The organism is Arthrobacter koreensis, from assembly GCF_035792275.1.
Lineage (GTDB): Bacteria > Actinomycetota > Actinomycetes > Actinomycetales > Micrococcaceae > Arthrobacter_B > Arthrobacter_B koreensis_A.
Genome location: NZ_JAMWKK010000015.1, coordinates 1 through 23,672 on the forward strand (window position 1 = coordinate 1; position 23,672 = coordinate 23,672).

22 protein-coding genes and 2 tRNA genes are annotated in these 23,672 nt (G+C 66.0%); 9 read left to right on the forward strand and 15 right to left on the reverse strand.

Annotation, left to right across the window (positions count from 1 at the left end; translation table 11 throughout):
* Positions 1–178: 178 nt before the first annotated feature.
* The 3 genes from putP to rlmH form a co-directional block, all read right to left on the reverse strand.
* Positions 179–1,681 carry a sodium/proline symporter PutP gene (gene putP / locus NGB94_RS14060; protein ID WP_325791304.1) on the reverse strand — a complete coding sequence of 501 codons (1,503 nt, stop codon included), beginning with the start codon at positions 1,679–1,681 and terminating at the stop codon, positions 179–181.
* Between the two features lie 165 nt (positions 1,682–1,846).
* Complete coding sequence (locus NGB94_RS14065; protein ID WP_325791305.1) at positions 1,847–2,488, reverse strand: DUF4232 domain-containing protein; 642 nt, start codon at positions 2,486–2,488, stop codon at positions 1,847–1,849.
* Positions 2,489–2,575: 87 nt separating this feature from the next.
* A complete protein-coding gene (gene rlmH / locus NGB94_RS14070) occupies positions 2,576–3,031 on the reverse strand; it encodes a 23S rRNA (pseudouridine(1915)-N(3))-methyltransferase RlmH (protein WP_325791306.1) in 456 nt (151 codons plus the stop codon).
* Between the two features lie 115 nt (positions 3,032–3,146).
* Here rlmH and NGB94_RS14075 point away from each other — a divergent pair, with 115 nt between their 5' ends.
* Positions 3,147–4,028 (forward strand): patatin-like phospholipase family protein, encoded by an 882-nt coding sequence (locus NGB94_RS14075; protein WP_325791307.1) that lies wholly within the window; start codon positions 3,147–3,149, stop codon positions 4,026–4,028.
* A 6-nt stretch (positions 4,029–4,034) separates the two neighbouring features.
* Here NGB94_RS14075 and NGB94_RS14080 read toward each other — a convergent pair whose 3' ends face one another.
* The gene (locus tag NGB94_RS14080; protein WP_325791309.1) at positions 4,035–4,310 is read right to left on the reverse strand and encodes a hypothetical protein; all 276 of its coding nucleotides are present in this window, start codon (positions 4,308–4,310) and stop codon (positions 4,035–4,037) included.
* A gap of 129 nt (positions 4,311–4,439) precedes the next feature.
* Positions 4,440–4,769: a DUF1905 domain-containing protein gene (locus NGB94_RS14085; protein ID WP_325791310.1), complete on the reverse strand. Its 330-nt coding sequence runs from the start codon at positions 4,767–4,769 to the stop codon at positions 4,440–4,442.
* A 144-nt stretch (positions 4,770–4,913) separates the two neighbouring features.
* Between NGB94_RS14085 and NGB94_RS14090 the strand changes: the two genes are divergently transcribed.
* Positions 4,914–5,930 (forward strand): DUF808 domain-containing protein, encoded by a 1,017-nt coding sequence (locus NGB94_RS14090; RefSeq protein WP_325791311.1) that lies wholly within the window; start codon positions 4,914–4,916, stop codon positions 5,928–5,930.
* On the opposite strand, the gene NGB94_RS14095 is transcribed toward NGB94_RS14090, so the two are convergent.
* Positions 5,927–6,916, reverse strand: coding sequence for a DMT family transporter (locus tag NGB94_RS14095; RefSeq protein ID WP_325791312.1), 990 nt, complete (start codon positions 6,914–6,916; stop codon positions 5,927–5,929). The two genes, NGB94_RS14090 and NGB94_RS14095, sit on opposite strands and share 4 nt — an antisense overlap.
* Here NGB94_RS14095 and NGB94_RS14100 point away from each other — a divergent pair.
* The gene (locus tag NGB94_RS14100; protein ID WP_325791313.1) at positions 6,915–8,327 is read left to right on the forward strand and encodes a PLP-dependent aminotransferase family protein; all 1,413 of its coding nucleotides are present in this window, start codon (positions 6,915–6,917) and stop codon (positions 8,325–8,327) included. The genes NGB94_RS14095 and NGB94_RS14100 overlap by 2 nt on opposite strands.
* A gap of 69 nt (positions 8,328–8,396) precedes the next feature.
* Here NGB94_RS14100 and NGB94_RS14105 read toward each other — a convergent pair.
* From NGB94_RS14105 to tadA, 3 genes are all read right to left on the reverse strand, one after another.
* A tRNA-Ser gene (locus NGB94_RS14105) sits at positions 8,397–8,486 on the reverse strand.
* 85 nt (positions 8,487–8,571) lie between these two features.
* Positions 8,572–9,060 carry a pyridoxamine 5'-phosphate oxidase family protein gene (locus NGB94_RS14110; protein WP_325791315.1) on the reverse strand — a complete coding sequence of 163 codons (489 nt, stop codon included), beginning with the start codon at positions 9,058–9,060 and terminating at the stop codon, positions 8,572–8,574.
* A gap of 58 nt (positions 9,061–9,118) precedes the next feature.
* A complete protein-coding gene (gene tadA, locus NGB94_RS14115; RefSeq protein WP_325791316.1) occupies positions 9,119–9,607 on the reverse strand; it encodes a tRNA adenosine(34) deaminase TadA in 489 nt (162 codons plus the stop codon).
* Positions 9,608–9,686: 79 nt separating this feature from the next.
* Between tadA and upp the strand changes: the two genes are divergently transcribed.
* The 3 genes from upp (at position 9,687) to NGB94_RS14130 (ending at position 12,359) form a co-directional block, all read left to right on the forward strand.
* Positions 9,687–10,322 carry a uracil phosphoribosyltransferase gene (upp, locus tag NGB94_RS14120; RefSeq protein WP_325791317.1) on the forward strand — a complete coding sequence of 212 codons (636 nt, stop codon included), beginning with the start codon at positions 9,687–9,689 and terminating at the stop codon, positions 10,320–10,322.
* A gap of 511 nt (positions 10,323–10,833) precedes the next feature.
* Positions 10,834–11,688: a winged helix-turn-helix domain-containing protein gene (locus tag NGB94_RS14125; RefSeq protein WP_325791318.1), complete on the forward strand. Its 855-nt coding sequence runs from the start codon at positions 10,834–10,836 to the stop codon at positions 11,686–11,688.
* A gap of 143 nt (positions 11,689–11,831) precedes the next feature.
* Positions 11,832–12,359: a histidine phosphatase family protein gene (locus NGB94_RS14130; RefSeq protein ID WP_325791319.1), complete on the forward strand. Its 528-nt coding sequence runs from the start codon at positions 11,832–11,834 to the stop codon at positions 12,357–12,359.
* A gap of 5 nt (positions 12,360–12,364) precedes the next feature.
* On the opposite strand, the gene NGB94_RS14135 is transcribed toward NGB94_RS14130, so the two are convergent.
* Both NGB94_RS14135 and NGB94_RS14140 read right to left on the reverse strand, forming a co-directional pair.
* Positions 12,365–13,789, reverse strand: a complete 1,425-nt coding sequence (locus NGB94_RS14135) for an NAD(P)/FAD-dependent oxidoreductase (protein ID WP_325791320.1) — start codon at positions 13,787–13,789, stop codon at positions 12,365–12,367.
* Positions 13,790–13,910: 121 nt separating this feature from the next.
* A tRNA-Arg gene (locus NGB94_RS14140) sits at positions 13,911–13,986 on the reverse strand.
* 304 nt (positions 13,987–14,290) lie between these two features.
* On the opposite strand from NGB94_RS14140, the gene NGB94_RS14145 reads away from it, so the two are divergent.
* Positions 14,291–16,183 carry a phosphoenolpyruvate carboxykinase (GTP) gene (locus NGB94_RS14145; RefSeq protein WP_325791321.1) on the forward strand — a complete coding sequence of 631 codons (1,893 nt, stop codon included), beginning with the start codon at positions 14,291–14,293 and terminating at the stop codon, positions 16,181–16,183.
* A gap of 68 nt (positions 16,184–16,251) precedes the next feature.
* On the opposite strand, the gene NGB94_RS14150 is transcribed toward NGB94_RS14145, so the two are convergent.
* Positions 16,252–16,722 carry a hypothetical protein gene (locus tag NGB94_RS14150; protein WP_325791322.1) on the reverse strand — a complete coding sequence of 157 codons (471 nt, stop codon included), beginning with the start codon at positions 16,720–16,722 and terminating at the stop codon, positions 16,252–16,254.
* Positions 16,723–16,726: 4 nt separating this feature from the next.
* Positions 16,727–18,133, reverse strand: coding sequence for a phosphomannomutase/phosphoglucomutase (locus tag NGB94_RS14155; RefSeq protein WP_325791323.1), 1,407 nt, complete (start codon positions 18,131–18,133; stop codon positions 16,727–16,729).
* Between the two features lie 120 nt (positions 18,134–18,253).
* Between NGB94_RS14155 and NGB94_RS14160 the strand changes: the two genes are divergently transcribed.
* Positions 18,254–20,419 carry a RecQ family ATP-dependent DNA helicase gene (locus tag NGB94_RS14160; protein ID WP_325791324.1) on the forward strand — a complete coding sequence of 722 codons (2,166 nt, stop codon included), beginning with the start codon at positions 18,254–18,256 and terminating at the stop codon, positions 20,417–20,419.
* Between the two features lie 53 nt (positions 20,420–20,472).
* Here the strand turns inward: NGB94_RS14160 and NGB94_RS14165 are convergent, their stop codons facing one another.
* Both NGB94_RS14165 and NGB94_RS14170 read right to left on the reverse strand, forming a co-directional pair.
* Positions 20,473–21,252 (reverse strand): SDR family oxidoreductase, encoded by a 780-nt coding sequence (locus NGB94_RS14165; RefSeq protein WP_325791325.1) that lies wholly within the window; start codon positions 21,250–21,252, stop codon positions 20,473–20,475.
* Positions 21,249–22,148, reverse strand: coding sequence for a fumarylacetoacetate hydrolase family protein (locus tag NGB94_RS14170; RefSeq protein WP_325791326.1), 900 nt, complete (start codon positions 22,146–22,148; stop codon positions 21,249–21,251). The genes NGB94_RS14165 and NGB94_RS14170 overlap by 4 nt, the downstream gene beginning before the upstream one ends.
* A gap of 201 nt (positions 22,149–22,349) precedes the next feature.
* Here NGB94_RS14170 and NGB94_RS14175 point away from each other — a divergent pair, with 201 nt between their 5' ends.
* Positions 22,350–23,672 carry an L-fuconate dehydratase gene (locus tag NGB94_RS14175; RefSeq protein WP_325791328.1) on the forward strand — a complete coding sequence of 441 codons (1,323 nt, stop codon included), beginning with the start codon at positions 22,350–22,352 and terminating at the stop codon, positions 23,670–23,672.

Consider the following 23,672-nt stretch of genomic DNA (forward strand, 5'->3'; position numbering starts at 1 on the left):
AGACCACGAAGAACGCTGCTCTCTGCTCCGCGCTATGCCGCGGACGGGACTGCTTTCCTGATGAAACAGACACGGTCGTTGCAACTCCCGAAATTCTCAGGTGTTGCAACGACCGCTAGAACCCGCCGAGCTCTAAAGAGCCCTAACTGTCATCTCGCTTGGAGGGGACGGCTCGGAGTTAGCCGGCAGGAACGGTCTCCGGCTCGCCGGCACCGCGCCGGGCGAGGTCCCGTGCCTCGTCGAAGTCGCTGTCCATGCCGTCCGGGGCACGGGTGAGCAGGCTGACGACGACGGCGAGGACCAGGTTCACGGCGAACCCGGGGATGATCTCGTACAGGGTGGCGGAGAGCTCCGAGCTGCCCCACACGAACGCGGTGACCGCGCCGGCAGCCATGCCGGCCAGGGCGCCAGCGGTGGTGAGGCGGCGCCAGAACAGGCACAGCAGGATGGTGGGGCCGAAGGCAGCGCCGAAGCCGGCCCAGGCAAAGCCAACCAGGTCCAGGATCGAGTTGCTGCGGTCCAGTGCCAGGACGATGGATACCACGGAGACCACCAGGACCGCAGCGCGGCCAAGCATCACAAGCATCCGCTGGGACGCGTCCTTCTTGACCACGATCTTGTACAGGTCCTCCACGAGCGCGGAGGAGGTGACGATCAGCTGGGAGGAAATGGTGCTCATGATCGCGGCCAGGACGGCGGCCAGCACAAACCCGGCCACCAGCGGGTGGAACAGGGCCTGCGCCATGCTCAGGAACACGGCTTCGGGATCGCTGAGGGTCAGGTCGTTCTGCTGGAAGTAGGCAGCACCAACCAGGGCCGTGAACACGGCACCGATGACGCTCAGCAGCATCCAGCCCACGCCGATGCGGCGGCCGGCGACCGCGTCGGCGGGGGAGCGCAGGGCCATAAAGCGGACGATGATGTGCGGCTGCCCAAAGTAGCCCAGGCCCCAGGCGAGGGCCGAGATTACGGCCAGCGCCGTCGTGCCCGCAATCGGGTTAAGCATGTCCGGATCGATTTCGCGCAGCGACTCGGCCATGCCGGACGGCCCGCCCACCAGGAAGATGCCCACAACCGGAACGGCGATAAGCGCGAGCAGCATCATCAGGCCCTGCACCACATCGGTGTAGCTGGCCCCCAGGAACCCGCCGAAGAGGGTGTACGCAATGGTCACGCCGCCCACGATCAGCATGCCGGTGGTGTAGCTGGAGCCGAAGGAGCTCTCGAAGAAGACTCCGCCGGCCACCATGCCGGAGGAAACGTAGAAGGTGAAGAAGACCAGGATGATGACGCCGGAAACCACGCGCAGCAGCCGGCTGCGGTCCTTGAGCCGGTTCTCCAGGAAGCTCGGCACCGTGATCGAGTTGTTGGCCACCAGCGTGTAGGAGCGCAGCCTGGGCGCCACAAACTTCCAGTTCAGCCACGCACCGACGGTGAGTCCGACGGCGATCCAGGCCTCCGTGAGCCCGGCGAGGTAGATGGCGCCCGGCAGTCCCATCAGCAGCCAGCCGGACATATCCGAGGCACCGGCACTGAGCGCTGCGACGCCTGGCTTGAGTCCCCGTCCGGCGAGCATGTAGTCATCCAGGTTCGAGGTGCGGCGGTAGGCCCACCACCCGATGCCCAGCATGGCGGCCAGGTAGATAATCAGGGCAATCAGCTTGTACGTTTCGTCAGTCATGTAGCCGTTCCGGTTCAGTTCCGTATCACGTTGGTCAGGGTCAGAGCGGCCTGTGCGCACGGAGAAAACGGTGGCGCAGGCCACAAGTGCCCATCAGTATGCCAAGTGGGGAACTGGACGGCTAATTTGCCAGCTGGCGGTTTTGGCTCCTCGAAGGACCCTGTGTTAACGCGGCCCGGCCAGCGGGCCGACCTGCAGAAGCTGGGCGTTTTCGCTGCTGCAGCCGTACCCGGCCCGCGAGATGTTGAGGTAGGCAGTGTCATCCGGAGGGAAGATGCGGAGTCCGGAGACCGGCACCCTGGAACATTCGTCACCGTAGTTCTCCGGGCGGGTTTCCTGCAGCGAAGCAGCCGCGGACTGCCCCGGTTCAAGTGTCACGGTGAGCGCTTCAGCTCCCTCGGACCGGATGGCAGGGGCGCCGACCTGGGTTCCTGACTGTCCGAGGTAGGAGACACCCGGGTAGCCGAAGGTCGTGCATGCTTCGGATGAGGTATTCGTCAGGACCAGGTCCCGGTAGACGCTGCCGGCAGCACCGCCGCCGGGGGTGTCTTCGATCGTGGCGGAGAGTTTGTCCGCCGTGCACAGCGCGGCGCCGTCTGCGGGTCCCGAAGCCTGCGGCCCCGCCGTCGCGCTGGCGGAAGCAGAACCGGATGCGGAGGCACTGGGCGTAGCGCTCGCCGTCGGGCTGGCCGAAGGGGACGGTGATTCTTCCGCATTGTTGCTTCCGCCGCAGCCCGTCAGGACCAGGCCGGCTGCGAGCAGCCCGGCAATGAGGAGGGACGGGGAAGCGGAAACCTTGGTTCTCATGGGTTCACCCTGAACCTGCGGCGTGACGTGGTCAAACCGCACCGCGGGGCCGTCCCAAAGCACACCGAATTGTTACGGACCGGCAGCCTATTCGTGGTGGTACGGGCGGCCGGCCGCGATCTCCTGGGCCCGGTAGACCTGCTCCGCGAGGATCAGGCGGACCAGCTGGTGGGGAAACACCAGCGGGGAGAGGGACCAGACGAAATCCGCGCGGTCGTGCACGCTTTGGTCCACGCCGTAGGCGCCGCCGATGATCAGCGTGACGTTGCGCGAGCTGTCCAGCGGCTTCTGCAGCGTCCGGGCCAGCTGCGGGGAGGTGATGGCCTTGCCTCGCTCATCAAGCAGGATCACATAATCGCTGCCGAGCTTGGCCAGGAGCCGCTCGGATTCCTCCTTGCGGGCGGCGTCGTTTTCCCGGGCGGAGTGCGGAATCGAGACCCAGGACAGGTCGAAGGGCTTCTTCAACCGCTTTTCGTAGCGGCGGATCCCGTCGACAACCCAGTCCTCGTGCTTGCGGCCGACCATCAGAACGCGTAATGCCATGCCTCTATTCAATACCGGCCGCGGCCGGGGCAGAAACGCACGGCGCGGCTGCCGCCGGGCGGCCCGCAGGTCTAGACTCCCGGGCATTGGGCCGTAAACGAACGGAGTGCAGAGCATGAGCCAGACACGGGCGGTTGTCCTCGGAGGCGGGGGAGTAGCGGGGATCGCATGGGAGATGGGTGTGCTGGCGGCACTGCTGGACGAGGGAATTGACCTCAACGCGGCGGACCTGGTGGTCGGAACCTCCGCGGGGTCCATGGTGGGCGCGGCACTGCGCTCCGGCCTGCTGCTCCAGGTCCTGAAGGCGCAGCTCGACGACGCCGGGGAGGCGCTGGCAGCGCAGGGAACCGATGTTCCGTACCAGGACCCCAGCGGCTTCAGCAGCGAAGCCTTCATTGAGCTCACCGCGACGGCGGGGCGGGGCGACGGCGATGAGAAGGCGGCCCGGGCGCGGGTAGGCCAGCTGGCGCGCACCACTCCGGCGGTGATGACCGAAGGCGAGTGGGTCTCCAGCATCCGTTCCCTCCTGCCGCAGCCCGAGTGGCCGGACAAACCGTTTGGGATTGCGGTGGTGGATGCGGAGGACGGATCCTTCACGGTCATGGACGCGACCTCCGACGTCGAGCTTGCCCGTGCGGTTGCCGCCAGCTGCGCGGTGCCCACGGTCTGGCCGCCGGTGACCATCCTGGGCCGGCCCTACATGGACGGCGGCATGCGCTCGGCTACCAACGCCGACGTCGCCGAGGGGTACGGAAAGGTGCTGGTGCTGGCCTGCGGACCGGAAGCACCCGTGAGTCCGTTCGGCCCCAGCCTGCCGCAGGCACTGGCGAAGCTGCAGCAGCACAGCAGTACGTTTGTCATCGAGGCAGACGACGCGGCACTGCGGGACTTCGGGGCTAATCCGCTGCTGCGCTCCACCCGGATTCCGGCGTCGGCGGCCGGACGGCGCCAGGGCGCGGAGGCGGCTGCGGCGATGCGGGACTTCTGGGCCGGCTGATTCCCGCTAGGGCGGGGGCAGCTTCGTGGACTTGGGCCGTCCGTCTGCCTTGCCGCCCTCAATCCCGCCGACGCCGGTCACATCGCCGATGTAGCGGCGTCCGGACACCTCGTTCCAGCGGTTGGCAGAGACTTCCTTGCGCACCAGCCACTTGCCGTCGTCGGGGCATTCCATCACCAGCAGGACTCCGCCGGGTGCCACCTGGTAGGCGTAGCGGGTGCCGTTCTCTTCGTCGTCGAGTTCCTCCACCGGGCCGTCCGCCCGCAGGATCCTTACGCTCACGGAATTCTCCCGTTCTGTGGCCGTTGCAGAGCCGGTTGGCTGAGGGCAGGACACTAGCAGGCCGGGAGGGCGGCGGACAGGGCGGCGGCGGTGCTGTGCGGAGAACCGGGCCTGGCCGAGCCGGGACAGTTAGGGGCCCCGGCGTCCAAGTCCGTAGGCGCCCCGGCCACCGCGCGGGGCCACGCTCAGCTCAACCGCCACCGTATCGCCGTCCGCTATGTCTTCCTGAACCCTGACGTCCTTCCTCAGGGGCAGGGCGTAACCTCCGCTGGGGGGAAGCAGGGACGTCTCCCAACCGGACTCCCCGATCCGGACACTGACGGGTATTGCACCCCATCCGTATGTGGCTTCGGAGGCGCAGGCACGAACATAGTCAGCCGCGTCTTCGGACAGCAGGACCCAGTAGAACGGCGGCGGGCCGCGCCACTGAAACACCTCCGCGCTGAATGATGTGTCCACGCCTCGAAAGGTAGCTTCCCGGCCCCGTGGCGGCAACGGGAATGACCATGGCCACGGAGCGCCGCGGACCTATAATCCCGGTATGGCAATTCCGCGCCTGAACGGCGCTACCCAGCATCCCCTCTTCCTCACCGGCGGCGGACAGTGAGCGGCGGGCTCGTCGCCCTGCTGGACGACGTCGCTGCCCTGGCCCGCATCGCGGCCGCCTCGGTGGATGACATCGCAGCAGGTGCCGCGAAAGCGGGAGCCAAGGCCGCCGGCGTCGTTATTGACGACGCCGCGGTGACGCCGCAGTACGTCTCCGGCGCTGACCCGTCCCGCGAACTGCCGATGATCAAGAAGATCTTCTGGGGCTCGCTGCGCAACAAGCTGCTCATCATCCTTCCGGCACTCCTGCTGGTCAGTGCCTTCATCCCGTGGATCATTCCGTTCATCCTGATGCTCGGCGGCACCTACCTCTGCTACGAGGGCGCCGAAAAGGTATGGCACAAGTTCTTCGGCCACCACGAGGCGAAGAAGCAACCTGCCGTGGAACGGGGGCCGGACGCCGAGTCCAAGGTGGTTAAGGGGGCCATCACCACCGACTTCATCCTCTCCTGCGAGATCATGGTCATCGCCATGAATGAGGTAGGCGACGCATCCATCTGGGTCCGCGCCGTGATCCTGGTGGTCGTGGCGATCGCGATCACCGTGCTCGTCTACGGTGCCGTCGGGCTGATCGTGAAGATGGACGACATTGGCCTGCATCTGGCATCCAAGGACTCCCCGGCCTCCAAGCGCGTGGGAGGACTGCTGGTCAAGGGCATGCCGTCCGTGCTGGCTGCCATCACCTTCGTGGGAACCATCGCCATGCTCTGGGTAGGCGGCCACATCATGCTGGTCGGCGCATCGGACCTTGGCTGGCATGCCCCGTACGACCTGGTGCACGTACTGGAGCATCCCTTCACCGGGATAGCGGTTGTGGGCGGCTTCCTCGGCTGGCTCGTGAACACCCTCTGCTCCGCGGTTGCGGGCCTGGCCTGGGGCCTGGTGGTCATGGGAATCCTGTTCCTGGTGAAGAAGGTCCTGCCCTTCGGGAAGAAGGAGGGCTCGGAGCCCGGAGACACCCGCGCCGCCATTGCGGGGCACCGTCCCGGGAAACCGGATAACGACGCCGGCTAGGGAGACGCTGCCAGCCTGGCGCCGGGCTGCGCGCCACCGCTTATATGACCCTCCGGGCGGGAGGATCCGCGGTTCCGCGCCCGGACGGCCAGCAGGGCGCAGCCAACCACGGCCGTTCCGCCCAGGACTGTAGGCCAGCCGATCGATTCGTGGAGGAAGAGGGCTGCCCAGCAAATGCTCATCACCGGCTGGGTGAGCTGGATCTGGCTCACCTGCGCCATGGGGCCGATGGCCAAACCCCGGTACCAGGCAATGAAACCGAGGAACATGCTGACAACTGAGAGGTAGGCAAAGGCTCCCCATTGCGCCGCCGTTCCCGCGGGAGGCTGCTGGGCTACCGCCAGCCCGGTCAGCAGGATCATCACGGGTGAGGCGAGAACCAGCGCCCAGGAAATCGTCTGCCATGAGCCAAGGCTCCGGGACAGGATGCCGCCTTCGGCATACCCGACGGCGCACACAATAACGGCGGCAAAGAGCAGCAGGTCGGACCAGTGCAGGGACCCGAACCCGCCGCCCTGCAGCAGCGCGAAACCGAGTGCCGCGACTGCCCCGGACCCCGCAGCAATCCAGAACCACCGGGCCGGCCGCTCACCCGTCCTGAGGACGGCCATCACGGCCGTGGCAGCAGGCAGGGCAGCGATGACCACGGCACCGTGGCCCGCAGGAACCGTGGTCAGGGCAAACGAGGTGAGAAGGGGGAAGCCCGCCACCGCCCCTCCGGCGACCACAGCCACCTGTATCCACTGCCATCCGCGGGGAATCCGCTGCCGGGTAAGCAGAAGCACGACGGCCGCGAGGAAGGCCGCTATCACTGCCCGTCCGGAGCCAATGAACAGGGCTGACATCTGCCCGTCCGCCACGGCGATACGGGTGAACGGCACGGTGAACGAAAAGGCGGCTACTCCGAGCAGGCCCCAAAGGAGACCCGGCGAAATCCCCGATAACGGTTTCGCCGAATTTAGAGTAGCGGTATCGTCTAGTTTCATGTCCAACAGTAGCAGTGACCGCATCGTTTCGGCAGTGCGGAAATGGATTGCGACGGCGCCTCCCGGGGCCCGGCTGCCCTCCACCCGAAGTCTCGTCAGCCAGTTCGAAGCAAGTCCGGTCACCGTGCAGAAAGCACTGCGCACCCTCATCGGTGAGGGAGCGATAGAGGCGCGGCCCGGCGTCGGTACGTTCGTCCGCACGGTCCGGCCCGCCCGTCCCGGTGATTACAGCTGGCAGACGGCCGCGCTTGGTCCTCTCCAGCACGGCATGGCCCTGCCCTCGTCGGCGCTGCGGGCGGCGTCGAACGACGTCGTGGCCCTGCACTCCGGCTATCCGGACAAGGACCTGGTGCCGGACCGGCTGGTGCGGGCGGCGTTCACCCGGGCCGGAAGAAGTGACGCCGCCCTCAGCCGCCCGCCGGCAGCCGGTATGCCGGCCCTCCAGTCCTGGTTCGCCGCGGAACTCGCGGCCGTTACACCGCCGGGACTCACTGCGCCGAACTCCGGCGACGTGGTCATCATCCCCGGCAGCCAAAACGGGCTGAGTACCCTTTTCCGCACGCTTGTCGGCGCGGGCAAACCACTGCTGATCGAATCGCCGACCTACTGGGGAGCGATAGTCGCCGCCGCGCAGGTTGGCGTCCAGCTCGTGCCGGTGCCCAGCGGCCCGTCGGGCCCCCATCCCGAGGACCTTGAACGAGCCTTCGAGCAGACGGGCGCACGGGCGTTCTATGCCCAGCCGAACTTCGCCAACCCAAACGGGGCCCAGTGGTCCCCTGGCCTGGGGGAGGCCGTCCTCGACATCGTGCGCAGGCACGGAGCCTTCCTGATCGAGGATGACTGGGCGCATGATTTCGGAATCACTGCGTCGTCGCTGCCGCTGGCAGCACACGACGACAGCGGCCACGTGGTGTACATCCGGTCCCTGACAAAAAGCGTTTCACCTGCGGTCCGGGTGGCCGGGCTCATCGCGCGCGGCCCGGCCCTGGACCGCATTCGGGCGGACAGCCAGGCCCAGGCCATGTACGTCAGCGGAGTCCTCCAGGCTGTGGCACTCGACGTCGTCACCGACCCCGGATGGAAGACCCACCTCCGGAACCTGCGCCAGCAGCTGACGGGACGGAGGGACCTGCTCGCTGAGTCGCTGCGCGAACACGTACCGGAAGCACACCTCGAGGCGCTTCCCCGCGGCGGGCTGAACCTGTGGCTGCAGCTGCCGGCCGAAACAAACCTGTCTGCGCTGGCGCGCGAATGCGAGGCAAGGGGAGTGGTGGTTGCGGCCGGGGATGACTGGTTCCCCGCGGAGCCGGCGGGGCGTTTCCTGCGCCTCAATTACTCCGGACCTGCTCCCGGACGCTTTCCCGATGCTGCACGGATTATCGGTGAGGCGCTGAGGGAGGCCCTGGGCTAACGCCGGGCGGCTGGCTTCGGGGAAACAAAAAGGTCCGGGTTCCCATACGGGAATCCGGACCTTCTCAGTTGGCGGTGACGGTGGGATTTGAACCCACGTTGGCTTTTACACCAAACAACATTTCGAGTGTTGCACCTTCGGCCGCTCGGACACGTCACCAACGGAACAACCTTACCGGGTGTTTGGCTCCAGCCCCAAAACGCCCCGGACCCGGGGCTGCCGGGGTCCGGGGCGTCTGCGCCGGCTAGAGGTCGACGACGTCGTTCTTGCCGATATCCGGGGTCTGGCCCGTTACCGCGCTCTTGCCGATCTTGAAGATGCTGGCGATCTTGGGCTCATCTGAAACCCAGTACTCGGCCGTCTCGCTGTTGACCTTGATCAGGGCGATGGACGGATCTTCCCGGCCCTGCTCGAACCACGCGGCAGCTGAAGCCTTCCAGAGCTCCTGGATCTTCTCCTGGTCATGGCTGATCTCTGCACGCCCGCTGACCGAGAGGTAACCCTCTTTGTCCTCCACGGCCACATTGACGTTCGGGTTGGCGCGGATCTCGTCGGCCTTGGGGGAGGGGTCCTGGGTGAAGAACCAGAGGTTGCCGTCCGAATCCGTCTCCTGGAGTTCCAGCGGACGGCTCACCAGATTGCCCTGCAGGTCCACGGTGGTCAGGTTGCCGATTTTGGCGTGTTCAAGAATCTTGACCACGCGGTCTACGCCTTCTTGGTGCTCTGAAGTCATGCCTGCTCCTAGCTGGTGGGGTTCGGGATTCCACGAATAAAAGCAAGCCTACTTATGGTTATGTGCCGTGTGAACCGCGGGACGTACGCCGTGAGCCGAAAAACTCCCGCAGCAGCCGGGCGCACTCTTCCTCGCGGACGCCGGGGAACACTTCCACCCAGTGGTTCAGCCGCGGCTCGCGCAGGATCTCGAAAACCGACCCGGAGGCGCCGGCCTTCTCATCCCACGCCCCGAAGACCACCCGGGGGATCCGCGCCAGCACAATGGCTCCGGCACACATGGCACAGGGCTCCAAAGTCACCACCAGGGTGCAGTCCTCCAGCCGCCATTCACCCAGGGCGGCTGCGGCTTCGCGGATCGCCACTACCTCGGCATGGGCCGTGGGATCCCCGGTCGCTTCCCGTTCGTTCCGGCCGGTCCCAAGAATGGTTCCGTCAGGGCCCACGACGACGGCGCCAATGGGGACGTCAGCAGTGTCCAGGGCGGCGTGCGCCTGCTCCAGGGCAAGCCCCATCCAGGCCTCCCGGGCGGCTGTGGGGGATTCCATAGGGATATGGTCCCCCAAATAGGCCCTGCGGCCGTAATTCCGCCCGGTTCGGCGCAGGCCTCGGTGGTAGTTTGGAGTCATGCGCGTACTAGTAGTGGATCATCCCCTCGTAGCCCACAAATTGACGGTACTCCGGGATAAGGACACCCCTTCCCCCGTCTTCCGGCTCCTCACCGAAGAACTCGTGACCCTGCTGGCGTACGAAGCGACCCGCAATGTCCGGGTTGAGCCCGTCAATATCGAAACTCCTGTCACCTCTACGGTCGGCACCGGGCTTGTGAAGCCCACCCCGCTGGTGGTTCCCATCCTGCGTGCCGGACTGGGCATGCTCGAAGGCATGACCCGGCTGGTGCCCACCGCAGAAGTCGGGTTCCTGGGCATGGCCCGCAACGAGGAGACCCTCGAGGCCATCACCTACGCAGAGCGGCTGCCGGATGACCTCACCGGGCGCCAGGTGTTTGTCCTGGATCCGATGCTCGCCACCGGCGGCACGCTGCGCGAAGCCATCAAGTTCCTGTTCAACCGGGGCGCAGCTGAGATTGTCTGCATCTGCCTGCTGGGTGCCCCCGAAGGCCTGAGCGTCCTTGAAGAGGAACTGGCTGACGCCAACGTCACGATCGTGCTGGCCTCCATCGATGAGCGCCTGGACGAGAAGGCCTATATCGTGCCCGGCTTGGGAGATGCTGGAGATCGCCTCTACGGCATCGTCCACTAGCCCAAAAAGCGCTCCAGCAGCGCCTGAGTGTCTCACTATCTGGACGCTTGAGCAGTCGCTTGACTTCCGGCGGTTCGTAAGCATGCTTACGAGCCGCCGTCGTCGTTAACTGGTTTACTCAACAAAAATGCTTGTAAAACCGGCATTTATATTGATTGACAAACCCCAAGCAATTCTCGGCGCAGCCGGACCTGCGCGTGATTTCACTCACAAACTAGGGTGCTGCGTCCACGATGTGAGACATCAGCACCATTGTTACTTGTGCGTATGGGTTTGTTACATGCAATAATCCGTAACGTGAACATCCACACGACAGCATGTGTCGCAGATCTTCTTTTCGGCAGGAATGCCGGCGGGAAGAACTGCTGTCGTCGAATGCAGGCCTAGGAAAACCACCCCCCATCCCAGGCAACACACCAGTCCATGTGATGGGCGCAAACCCGCGCCACTCGCCTGGACACACTCCCTGCATAGTGCCGTGCAGACGGCAATTCACCACTGAGGTCCCAAAATGTCAGTAGCATCCGGGTACGTCCACATCTCCCTTCGCAATGCCCAGAGCCGGGCAGCAGGAATGCCTGCACGTCCGGCCGGGTTCCCCCGCCAGTTCGGGACGCCCGTCACGGGACAGCAGTTCCCCGGCCAGGTTGTTCCCACCGGGATCCGATCCCCGCGTTCCCCGCTCAATGAAGGAATGCCCATTACCGCTCCCACTCCCGTGGTGGCCCCGTCCGGAATTCCCGGGCCGCAGTCGGTTGGCAGCGACACGGTTGCCCGCGGGTTCGTGATCTACGTCGGCCTCGATGAAGACACAGCGGCCGCAAGCGGCACCACACTGACCAAACTCGCGCAGGAAATCCGCGCGCATGTCCAGACACTTGTGCCCGGGGCCCAGAGCCACGCTGCCGTTGCGCTGGCACCGGCCGGCGCCGCCGGTTCGGACATCGACGTCGTACGCCAGGCCCTGGGCGACCCCACGGTCAACCGGCCCGCGCGGCAGGAAGTCTCCTCTCCCTCGCCGGCGCAGCAGAGCGCCCCGCGCCCGTCCGGCGTGCTGATCGACCTCTCGCGCCGTGAAGTGCACCTCGACGGAGAGACCCTGAACCTCACGTTCAAGGAATTCGAGCTGCTCAACTACCTGGTGGAGAACGCTTCACGGACGGTGGGCCGCGAAGAGCTGCTCTCCGGGCTGTGGCGCAACGCCGAAGAAGTGCCGAACGAGCGGACCATCGACGTCCACATCCGCCGCCTGCGCTCCAAGCTGGGGCGCCTGGCCAACACGGTCCGTACCGTCCGGGGCCAGGGCTACCGGTTCTACGAACACCCCGAGGTTGTTGTCTGGGCCGCGCCGGAGTACAGCATCTAGCTGAATCCGCCACACGCATCGAGATTGCAGAAAGTGCTGGTTTGGGACTCCGGACCAGCACTTTCTGTTATCTCGCCGGCTGCGGCCCCTGCAGCCCGGCGGGACCGGCAGGATCGAAACCTCCGCGCCGATAGACTTGGCCCATGAGCGGCCACCACCGGAAAAAACTAATGCTGCTGCGGCATGCCAAAGCAGACTGGCCGCGCGAGGTCACCTCGGACCATGAGCGTCCGCTCTCCGGACGCGGGCACCGTGATGCCCCGCAGGCCGGGATCTGGATGCGGGAAAACGACGCCGTTCCGGACTTCATCCTTTGCTCCTCCGCCCTGCGCACCCGGCAGACCTGCACCTGGGTCTGCGATGAACTGGGGGAGAAGGCCCCGACGGCCAAACTGGAAGACCGGCTGTATGACGCCTCTGCGCCCGGCATCCTCAGCGTCATCAACCACGTGCCGGAGACCGTCACCAGCCTGCTGGTGATCGCCCATATGCCCGGTGTGCAGGAAGTAGCCATGCGCCTGGCTTCCGTAACCTCGGACGAGGACGCCGTTATGGAAATGGCGACGCACTATCCCACCTCCGGGCTGACCGTGATGGAGGTCGAGGTGCCGTGGGCTGAACTCGACGGCCGGGACGCGCGCATCACGGACTTCGTGGTTCCCCGCGGGTAGGTCTCCTACAGGCCGTACTTCTCCAGCAGGCGCAGCCACACCTCGCTGATCGTGGGGTAGGCCGGAACGGCGTGCCAGAGCCGGTCGAGCGGAACTTCGCCCGTGACGGCAATCGTGGCGGCATGCAGCAGTTCGGCGACGCCCGGCCCGGCGAACGTGAAGCCCACAGGGATGCCGCGGTCCTCGTCCACCACCATCTGGGCCCAGCCGCTGTATCCGTCGGCGAACAGGGACGACCCTGCAACGCTCAGGGGCAGGGACGTCTCGCTGACGCGGATACCCCGCTCTGCAGCGTCCTTGGCGCTGAGGCCCACCATGGCCACTTCCGGATCGGTAAAGACCACCTGCGGAACAGCGGTGTGGTCCGCCGTCGCCGCGAACCGGCTGTACGCCGGCGGCTCGCCGAAGCCGATCTCGCCGCGCGCCCGGGAGGCGATGGCGGAACCTGCGGCGCGAGCCTCATACTTGCCCTGATGGGTCAGCAGCACCTTTCCAGCGGCGTCGCCAACGGCGTACAGCCAGGTGCCGGAGCCGGCAACAAGGCCTGAGTCATCCGTCGTCAGCGAGTCGGGATCCAGGCCGAGTTCCTCCAGGCCGAGGCCGGCCAGGGCGGGCCGGCGGCCGGTGGACACCAGCAGCCGGTCCCCGCTGAGCATCCGGCCGTCCGGAAGTTCCATGACGACCGCACCAGTTGGGTCGGTGAAGATCCGCTGCGGAGTGGTGTTGGTGTGGATTTCGACGCCGTCGGCCTCCAGCGCCTCCACCACCAGCTGTGCTGCCGGCTCCGGCACTGCGTCCAGAACGCCGTGCCGGGCCACCATTGATACTTTCGAGCCCAGGCGGGCATAGGCCTGGGCCAGCTCGGTGCCGGCCACTCCTGCTCCCAGGACCAGCAGGCGGCCGGGAACCTCGCTGGAGGAGGTTGCCTCGCGGGTTCCCCAGTAGTCCACGTCCGCCAGCCCGTCCACGGGCGGTTCAACCGGAACGGAACCGGTGGCCAGCACTACGGCCTGCCGGGCCGCGATGTTCACCCTTGTGCCGGCGTCGTCCGTTATTTCCACGGTGCGTTCGCCCGTTAGGCGCGCCCAGCCGCGGACCAGCCCGATGCCGGTGTCCTTGACCCACTGCACCTGCGACGCGTCGTCCCAGTCAGAGGTAAATGAGTCGCGGCGCCGCAGGACGGCCGCAACGTCCAGGCTGCCGGAAACTGCCTCGCGGGAGCCGTCCACCGCACGGGCCTCGGCCAGGGCTGTGCCGGGACGAAGCAGCGCCTTGGACGGCATGCAGGCCCAATAGGAGCACTCTCCGCCCACCAGCGCCGATTCCACGAGGATCGCTTCCAGCCCTGCGCCGACCACCCGGCCGGCAGCGTTCTCGCCCGCGGCTCCGGCGCCAAGGACTACTACATCTGTTTCCAGGAATTCAGTCATGCCGCCGAGCCTTTCAGCCCCGGCGGCAGCGGACAAGTGTGCTGTCCGGGCCGATTGATGACCCGGACAGCAAAAAACCCCGCCTGGCCGGGATTTCACCTGGTCAAGCGGGGTTCTTCAGTGGTGCGCGCGAAGGGATTCGAACCCCCAACCTTCTGATCCGTAGTCAGATGCTCTATCCGTTGAGCTACGCACGCATTTAGGAATATTCTGGAAGTTGCGGGGTTTCCCCTGCTTCCTTCAAGTTCTTCCGTGGCTGTTTGGCCGTAGATAACTATAGCGGGGTTCCCGGGAGAACGCCAATCGAGTTCCGTTACGGCGAAAAACTAGACCGGTCTATATGACCTTCGTCACACAACTGCATACCTGGGGCTGAATTTCCCTTGAAATCTAGGCAAACTTGGAGGCGCACGCCACATAGGTAACATCTTTTCGCCCCTGGAGCGCCTGAGCTGGGAAATAGCATCAAAAAACACCAGTGACCCAACGAAGGGAAGAGTCATGGGCGATGACGCGCGTCAGCTAGTTCTCGATGAGAGCGGCAACGCTGCTCCTAGCGAGTTGCAGGACAGCAAGAACCCGGGGGCCTCCAATGAGGCGCCCACCACCCACAGTGCCCTGCTTGCCTGGGTCCAGAAAGTGGCCGAGCTGACGCAGCCCGCCGAAGTGTATTGGGTCGACGGCTCCGAAGCAGAGAACAAGGCACTCACCGATGAACTGGTTGAGGCCGGAACTCTGGTCCGTCTGAACCCGGAAACCTTCCCGAACTCCTTTGCGGCGTTTTCCGACCCCAAGGACGTGGCCCGTGTGGAGGAGCAGACGTTCATCTGCTCCGAGAAGGAAGAAGACGCCGGCTTCACCAACAACTGGATGGACCCGGCCGCGATGCGCACCAAGCTGGACGGGCTCTTCGCCGGTTCAATGCGCGGACGCACCATGTACGTGATCCCGTTCGTTATGGGCCACCTTGACGCGGAAGACCCGAAGTTCGGCGTCGAAATCACCGACAGCGCCTACGTGGTCGCCTCCATGCGCATCATGGCGCGCATCGGCACCGATGTGCTGCGCAAGATGGAAGAGCTGGACGCCTTCTTCGTGCCGGCCCTGCACTCCGTGGGTGCACCGCTGGAAGAGGGCCAGGAAGACGTTTCCTGGCCGTGCAACGAGGAGAAGTGGATTGTGCACTTCCCCGAAGACCGCTCCATTTACTCCTACGGCTCCGGCTACGGCGGCAACGCCCTGCTGGGCAAGAAGTGCTACGCCCTGCGCATCGCATCGGTCATGGCCCGCGACGAGGGCTGGCTGGCCGAGCACATGCTCATCCTGAAGCTCACCAGTCCGGAAAAGAAGGACTACTACGTTTCGGCGGCGTTCCCCTCGGCCTGCGGCAAGACCAACCTGGCACTGCTGGATCCCACGGTGGAAGGCTGGAAGGTCGAGACGCTCGGCGACGACATCACCTGGCTGCGCTTTGGCCACGACGGTGAACTCCGTGCCACCAACCCGGAGGCAGGCCTCTTCGGCGTCGCCCCGGGCACCGGCTGGAGCACCAACCCCAACGCGATGCGTGCCATTGCCAAGGGCAACTCGATCTTCACCAACGTGGCGCTGACCGACGACGGCGGCGTCTGGTGGGAAGGCATGACCGATGAGACTCCGGCGCACCTGACCGACTGGCGCGGAAACGACTGGACTCCGGAAGCAGGCACTCCGGCTGCGCACCCGAACTCCCGTTTCTGCACCCCGATCGACCAGATCGACATGCTGGCCGAGGAATACCATTCCCCGAACGGCGTTCCCGTCTCCGCGATTCTCTTCGGCGGACGCCGCAAGACCACCGTTCCCCTGGTGACCCAGGCCCGGGACTGGACCAGCGGCATCTTCATGGGCTCCACGCTTTCTTCGGAAACCACGGCCGCTGCCGCCGGCGCCGTGGGTGTGGTCCGCCGCGATCCGATGGCCATGCTGCCCTTCATCGGCTACGACGCCGGTGACTACCTCAAGCACTGGATCACCCTCAGCGCCAAGGCCAACCAGGAGAAGCTCCCGGCCATCTTCCTGGTCAACTGGTTCCGCCGCACCGCCGACGGCGGTTTCGCATGGCCCGGTTTCGGCGAGAACTCCCGTGTGCTTAAGTGGGTCATCGAGCGCCTCGAAGGCAAGGCAGACGCCGTCGAAACCCCGATTGGCTTTGTGCCCACCGGCGATTCGATCGATCTCCAGGGCCTGGACATGACCCCGGCCGACGTCGAAGCCGCCGTGCGCGTGGATCCAGCGGAATGGGAGACCGAACTGGCCGGCATCGACGAGTGGTACGCCCGCTTCGGCGAGTCACTGCCGGAGGAGCTCTCGGCCAAGCTGGCTGAACTCAAGGAGCGCTTCGCCGCGAAGTAAAACCACAAAGACCAGGCCCCGCACTCAGCAGCTGAGCGCGGGGCCTGGTCTTTTAAGTTCCGGCGGGTCTAGGACTCAGCCGGCGCTTCGGTGTCTTCAGCCCAGACGATCGGCTCGCCGGACTCCCAGATGGGGTCGCTGAACGTCCAGGCCCCGTTCTCCTGGGAGTACGTCTGGATTGCCGAGATGCAGACGCCCTCGGAGTGTTCCGCCACCACATGGATGGCGTCGGTGCCCTCGTCCGGGAGGGTGATGTCGGAGAAGACGGCTACCGCGCGGTTCTGGTCCTTCTGGTCGCGCAGCACGGTGTAGAGGTCATCGATCATGGCCTCGGCATCCAGGTCCTCGTCGCTGTCCTCGGGAGAAACGGCAACCATCCGCAGCTCGCCGTCGGCCTGTACCACCAGGGCAGCGGGCAGGAAGGCGCCCTGCGCCTCCAGCTGTTCCTGCGTGACACCGAGGGCGGTGCCCAGCAGCGAGTTCAGGTCATCCTGTACCTGGGCGGAAGGTTCCCCGCCGGTCAGTTCAACATCAGCCATGAGCTCATTTCCTTACTAGTTCAAGAACACGGTCGCGGACCATTTCCATAGTGGAAAGGTCCTCTGCCTCGGCATTCAGCCGGAGGAAGGGTTCGGTATTGGACGCGCGGAGGTTGAACCACCACTGTCCGTCATCTGAGGTGAAAGTCAATCCGTCCAGCTCATCGACGGTGACGCCGGCACGGTCGTACTCGTTGCGGACACGGTCCACGGCGGCCTGGACGTCGTCGAGCCTGGAGTTGATCTCACCGGAAGAGAAGTAGGGCTCGTATTCGCGGGCCAGGTCCGAGAGCGGAAGCTCCTGCTCGCCCAGCGCGGCGAGGACATGCATGGCGGCCAGCATGCCGGTGTCCGCGTTGTAGAAGTCGCGGAAGTAGTAGTGCGCCGAGTGCTCGCCGCCGAAGACAGCGCCCTCGGACGCCATCAGGGCCTTGATGAAGGAGTGGCCCACCCGGGTGCGCACTGCGCGGCCGCCGGAGGCTTCCACCAGTTCGGGCACGGCCCGGGAAGTGATCAGGTTGTGGATGATGACGGGGCGTTCCTCGCCGGAAGCCTGCGCACGGAGGATCTCCCGACGCGCCACCAGGGCGGTAATCGCGGAAGGGCTTACCGGGGCACCGAGTTCGTCGATGACGAAGCAGCGGTCCGCGTCGCCGTCGAACGCCAGGCCAAGATCTGCTCCGTGCTCGACGACGGCGGCCTGCAGGTCCCGGAGGTTCTCCGGTTCCAGCGGGTTGGCCGGGTGGTTCGGGAAGGAGCCGTCCAGTTCGAAGTACAGCGGCACGATGTCCAGGGGCAGGCCCGGAAGGATCGAGTCGCCCAGTACCGCGGGGGTGGTGAGACCGGCCATTCCGTTGCCGGCGTCCACCACTACCTTCAGCGGGCGGATGCTGCGCAGGTCCACGAGGCCGCGCAGGTATCCGGCGTAGTCGCCAAGGACATCGCGGACCGCGATCTGGCCCGGCTTTTCCACCGAGTTGATGACGCCGTCGTTCAGGTAGCGCTCTGCGGCTTCCTGGATTTCCTTCAGGCCGGTCTCCGATGAAATCGGAATTGCTCCGGCCTTGGCCATCTTGATGCCGTTGTACTGTGCCGGGTTGTGGCTGGCCGTGAACGTCACGCCCGCCGCGTTGAGGGAGCCGCAGGCGTAGTACAGCTCATCGGTGGAGATGAGGTCCAGCAGCAGCACGTACGCACCGCGCGCAGTGGCACCCGAGGCGAAGTCCTTAATGAACTCGGGGGAGGACTGGCGCATGTCTCCGCCTACCAGGACGGTCTCCCCGGCCAGGCCGAGGACGTCCACGAAGGCGGCGCCAACAGCCTTCACGATTTCCGGGGTGATGGTCTCGCCAACAACGCCGCGCACATCGTAGGCCTTGAAGGACGCAGAAAGATCGAATGCAGTAGTCACGCCTTGCAGTCTATAGGGGGCGCACACCGGGCCGGGGCATGCCCGGCCCGGAGCGGACTTTTCCACAATCTCTTTCCGGGACGTCCAATCCTGTCCGTGGCGGCTGGAATAGTGGAAGGTATGGAACCGGTATCCGCCCAGATCATCCCTGCCCCTCTGACTGCACAGGACACAGGCGACGCCGCCGCCCTGCGCGCGGAGGCAACATCCCTCCTGCGCGCGCTGGTGGGGAGGGACGACGCCGAGTTCCACGAAGGACAGTACGAGGCGATTGAGGCCCTGGTCAGCGGCGGAAGGCGCGCGCTGGTGGTCCAGCGCACCGGCTGGGGCAAGTCCGCTGTGTACTTCGTGGCGAGTCTGCTGCTGCGCGCCCGGGGAGCCGGGCCCACGCTGATCGTCTCTCCGCTGCTTGCCCTGATGCGGGACCAGGTTGCCGCAGCTGCCCGGGCCGGTGTCCGGGCCGCGGCCATCAACTCCGCCAACCAGCTTGAGTGGCAGGACATCTCCGCCCGGCTGGAGGCGGACGACATAGATGTGCTCCTTGTCTCCCCGGAACGGCTGAACAACCCGGGGTTTCGGGAGAACCACCTGCCCGAACTCGTGCGCCGGTCCGGTCTGCTGGTGATCGACGAAGCCCACTGCATTTCCGACTGGGGCCATGACTTCCGGCCGGACTACCGCCGCATCCGGCACCTCATCGAACAGCTGCCGCACTCCGTGCCCGTGCTGGCGACCACCGCCACCGCGAACTCCCGCGTGGTGAAGGACGTGGAGGAGCAGCTTGCGGCCGGAGGAGAAGAGGTCTTCACCATCCGCGGCGCACTGGCCCGGGACTCACTCCGGCTGGGTGTGCTGCGCCTGCCCAGCCCGCGCAGCCGCCTCGCCTGGCTGCTGACCCACATCAGCGACCTGCCCGGCAGCGGAATCATCTACGCGCTCACGGTCTCCGCCGCGGAAGACACCGCCCGGCTGCTGCAGAAAGCGGGGCATCAGGTCCTGGCCTACACCGGCCGCACCGATCCGGCCGACCGTGAAGCAGCCGAAGCTGCGCTGAAGAACAACGAGGTCAAGGCGCTGGTCGCCACCAGCGCACTGGGCATGGGCTTCGACAAACCCGATCTCGGTTTTGTGGTCCACCTGGGTGCCCCGTCCTCTCCCGTGGCGTACTACCAGCAGGTGGGCCGCGCCGGCCGCGGTACTCCCAACGCCGATGTGCTGCTGCTGCCCGGGTCCGAGGACCGGGATATCTGGGAATACTTCGCCACATCCTCCATGCCCTCCGAGGGGCCGGCCAACGCGGTGCTGCGCGAGCTGGCCGACGGGTCGGTGCTCTCCACCGGCGCACTTGAAACACTCGTAAACCTCAAACGCTCACCGCTGGAACTGCTCCTGAAGGTTCTCGCCGTGGACGGCGCCGTGGAGCGCGTGACCGGAGGGTGGCGCGGGACAGGCCGGCCCTGGACCTACGACCGGGAACGCTACGAACGCATCGCCGCCGCCCGGGTCAAGGAACAGCAGGCGATGCTGGACTACGAAAACACGGACGGCTGCCGGATGGAGTTCCTCTCCCGGCAGCTGGACGACCCGGCGGCGGCGCCGTGCGGCCGCTGCGACAACTGCGCCGGGCGCTGGTATTCCGACGAGGTTGCCACCGATGCCGCAGACAGTGCCGGCCAGGCACTGTCCCGGGTAGGCGTGGACATCGATCCCCGGGGAATGTATCCCACTGGAATGGACCGCCTCGGCGTGCCCGTGAAGGGAAAGATCAAGCCCGAGGCCGCAGTCTCCACCGGACGGGCACTCGCCCGCCTGACCGACCTCGGCTGGGGCGGCCGGCTGCGGGAGATCTTTGGGCCCGGGGCCGAGGACGCCCCGGTGGACCAGGCACTGCTGAACGGCTGCGTCCAGGTGCTCGCCCAGTGGGGCTGGACGCAGCGGCCGGTGGCAATCGTCTCCGTGCCCAGCCGGTCCCGGCCGCAGCTGGTGGGTTCCCTCGCGCAGGGACTCTCCGAGCTTGGGAGGATCCCCTACCTGGGGGCACTGCAGCTGCCCCACGGCGGGCCGACCGGCGGCCCGGGCGGCAACAGCGCGTTCCGGCTGGCCTCGGTATGGGAACAGTTCGCGGTGCCTGCCGAAGGCGCGGCCTGGTTCGCGGCAAACCCCGGCCCGGTGCTGCTGGTAGACGACTTCGCCGACAGCCGCTGGACTCTCACCGAAGCCGGCCGCACGCTGCGGCTGGCCGGAGCGGAATCCGTGCTGCCGTTTGTGCTGGCGCTGAAGGCATAAACGAAGCGGGGCCGGCAGTTTCCCGCCGGCCCCGTCCTTCTTCCTCCGCTGGCCTACGCGGGAGCTGACTCCGGCGCGGGCAGGGGACGAAGCCGCAGTCCCTGCATGCCGCCGTCGACGGCCAGGGACGTCCCCGCCGTCGAACCGGAGAGCGGGCTGGCAAGGTAAGCGACGGCGCCGGCCACCTCATCTGCCGAGACGAGCCGGCCGTGCGGCTGGCGTGCGTTGAGTGCGGCGCGCTCGGCGGCTGGATCTTCCGCGGAGTCCAGCAGCCTGCCAACCCAGGGCGTGTCCGCCGTACCCGGGTTGACCGCGTTCACCCGAATGCCTTCCCGCAGGTGGTCTGCGGCCATGGCCAGCGACAGGGACAGGACTGCTCCCTTTGTGGCGCTGTACAGCGCGCGTTCAGGAAGGCCCGCCGTCGCAGCTATCGATGCGGTGTTGACGATGGCTGCCGCAGAAGACCTCCGCAGCCAGGGCAATGCCGCACGGCTCACCCGGACGATTCCCATGACGTTTACGTTCCAGACCCGGTTCCACTCATCGTCGCTGTTGGCTTCAACCGTCCCCTGGGCGCCGATCCCCGCATTGTTGACCACCACGTCCAGGCCCCCGAATGCCTCCGCTGCGTGCGCAACGGCCGCACGAACGGATGCGTCATCACCTACGTCGCAGGCCAGCCCCAGATGCGGACTGCTGCCCTCCGCCGGAGGGTTGAGATCCAACACCGCCACCCGGGCGCCCAGCCCGGCCAGCCGGTCAGCGATTGCGGCTCCAAGTCCGGAGGCCCCGCCCGTGACGATTGCTGCCAGGCCGGTCATTTCTCCGCTCATTCTTCATCTCCTGTCTGGGGGCCTGCGTCCGGAACGGCGGAATAGAACTCCTGCCGCTGGGTTCCCAGGCCATCGATTTCAAGTTCTGCGGTGTCCCCGGCCGCCAGATACGGGAACCGTCCGGAGAGTGCGACGCCTTCAGGTGTTCCGGTCAGCACGAGGTCACCCGGCTCCAGCAGCATGTACTGGCTCAAGTGGTGGACCAGGACGGCGGGACCAAACAGCATGTCCGCTGTCTTGGAGTCCTGGCGGATTTCGCCGTTGACCCGGCTGCGGATTCCCAGCACCGCCGGATCAAGCTCGTCGGCCGGGACGAACCACGGGCCGACCGGTGTCGAGGCGGGCAGCGACTTTCCCTTGGTCCACTGACCGGCTTCACCCGGTATCTGGTAGGCGCGCTCGGAGAGGTCGTTGGCAACCACATATCCCGCGATCACATCCGAAGCTTCTTCGGGGGATGACAGGTACAACGCCCGCTTGCCTATGACGACACCGAGTTCCACCTCCCAGTCGTACTTCACTGAACCCGGTGGAATGGGAGCGGCGTCGTAGGGGCCGGCAATCGTATTGGCGGGCTTGAGGAACACCACCGGAATCCGCGGCGGTGCGGCGCCGGATTCAGCGGCGTGGGCCGCGTAGTTCATGCCGATGCAGATGATTGATCCGGGCCGGGCAACCGGTGCTCCAATCCGCAGCTGTTCCGCGTCCGCAAGCTGCGGAAGGGTGCCTGCCGCCAGGGCCCGGCGGGCAGCTTCCACTCCGCCGGAGGCGAGGAAAGCGCCGTCGAGGTCATGAGTGAGGGATTCCAGGCTGTAGGTCCGCTCGACGCCGCCGGCATCAGCTGCCTGGACCGCCGGATGCTCGCTGCCGGCAGGGCCTAACCGTACAAACTTCATTGTTCCGTCCTTGCCGCATCGTGCGCTGCGGAGCCACCTTCGAGCGGCCGCAAAACCGTCCCTTGACGCGGTGAACATCCGAGCTATCTGAGGTTATGGGTCCCGAGTCTACGTGAAATCTTGTGATTGACAACACATACATCCGATGTTTAGGGTCGGTGAAGCGTCAACCAGAAACCATCAATTACGGGAGAGCCGAACGTGAGCACCATTACCGCCGTCGAGACCTGCGACGTACGCTTTCCGACTTCCAGGGAACTGGACGGATCGGACGCCATGAATCCCGATCCCGACTACTCAGCGGCCTACCTGGTCATCCGCACGGACAGCACCGACGGCCACGAAGGCCACGGTTTCGTGTTCACCATCGGGCGGGGAAACGAGGTGGAGGCAGCTGCCATCCAGGCCCTAGCCGGCCACCTGCTTGGTAAGAACTGCGAGGACCTGCTGGAGGACATGGGCAGTACCTGGAAGATGATGGTCCACGATTCACAGCTGCGCTGGCTCGGACCCGAAAAAGGCGTCATGCACATGGCCATCGGTGCGGTAGTCAATGCCCTCTGGGATCTCAAGGCAAAGCGTGCGGGTCTGCCGCTCTGGCAGCTCCTGGCCCGGATGAGTCCCGAGGAGATCGTGGCCCTGGTGGATTTCCGCTACCTCAGTGACGCCCTCACCCCGGAAGAAGCGCTGGCCATCCTCCGGGAAGCGCTGCCCGGACGGCAGGACCGTGAAACCGCGCTCCTTGCGGAGGGTTATCCCGGGTACACCACCACGCCGGGCTGGCTGGGATATTCGGACGAACGCCTGATCCGTCTCTCCGGCGAGGCAGTGCGGGACGGCTTCACCCAGATCAAGCTGAAGGTCGGCGCGGACCTCGACGACGACATCCGCCGCCTGCGCACCGCGCGGGAAACCGTCGGCCCCGACGTTCGCATCGCCGTAGACGCCAACCAGCGCTGGGACGTGGACACCGCAGTCGAATGGATCCGGCAGCTCGCCCCGTTCGACCTTGCCTGGGTCGAGGAACCCACCAGCCCCGACGACGTCCTGGGTCACGCGGCCATCGCCCGGGCCATCGCTCCGGTTCCGGTAGCCACGGGCGAGCACGTCGCCAACCGCGTGGTGTTCAAGCAGATGCTCCAGGCCGGATCGCTGCAGGTCCTGCAGATTGACGCTGCCCGCGTGGCCGGGGTCAACGAGAACATTGCGATCCTGCTGCTGGCCGCGAAGTTTGGGGTGCCCGTGTGCCCTCACGCCGGCGGGGTTGGGCTCTGCGAGGCCGTGCAGCACCTCTCCATGTTCGACTTCATCGCGGTCTCCGGCGCGAAGGAGGACCGCGTCATCGAGTTCGTGGACCACCTTCATGAACACTTTGTTACGCCTGTGGATGTGCGCCAGGGCAGGTACTGGGCGCCTCTTGCACCCGGCGGCGGCTCCCAGATGCTTGCGGCAACGCTGGAAACGTACGCTTTTCCGGACGGACCGGCCTGGGCCGCCGGGAGCGAATCGGAATTGGTGCACTGA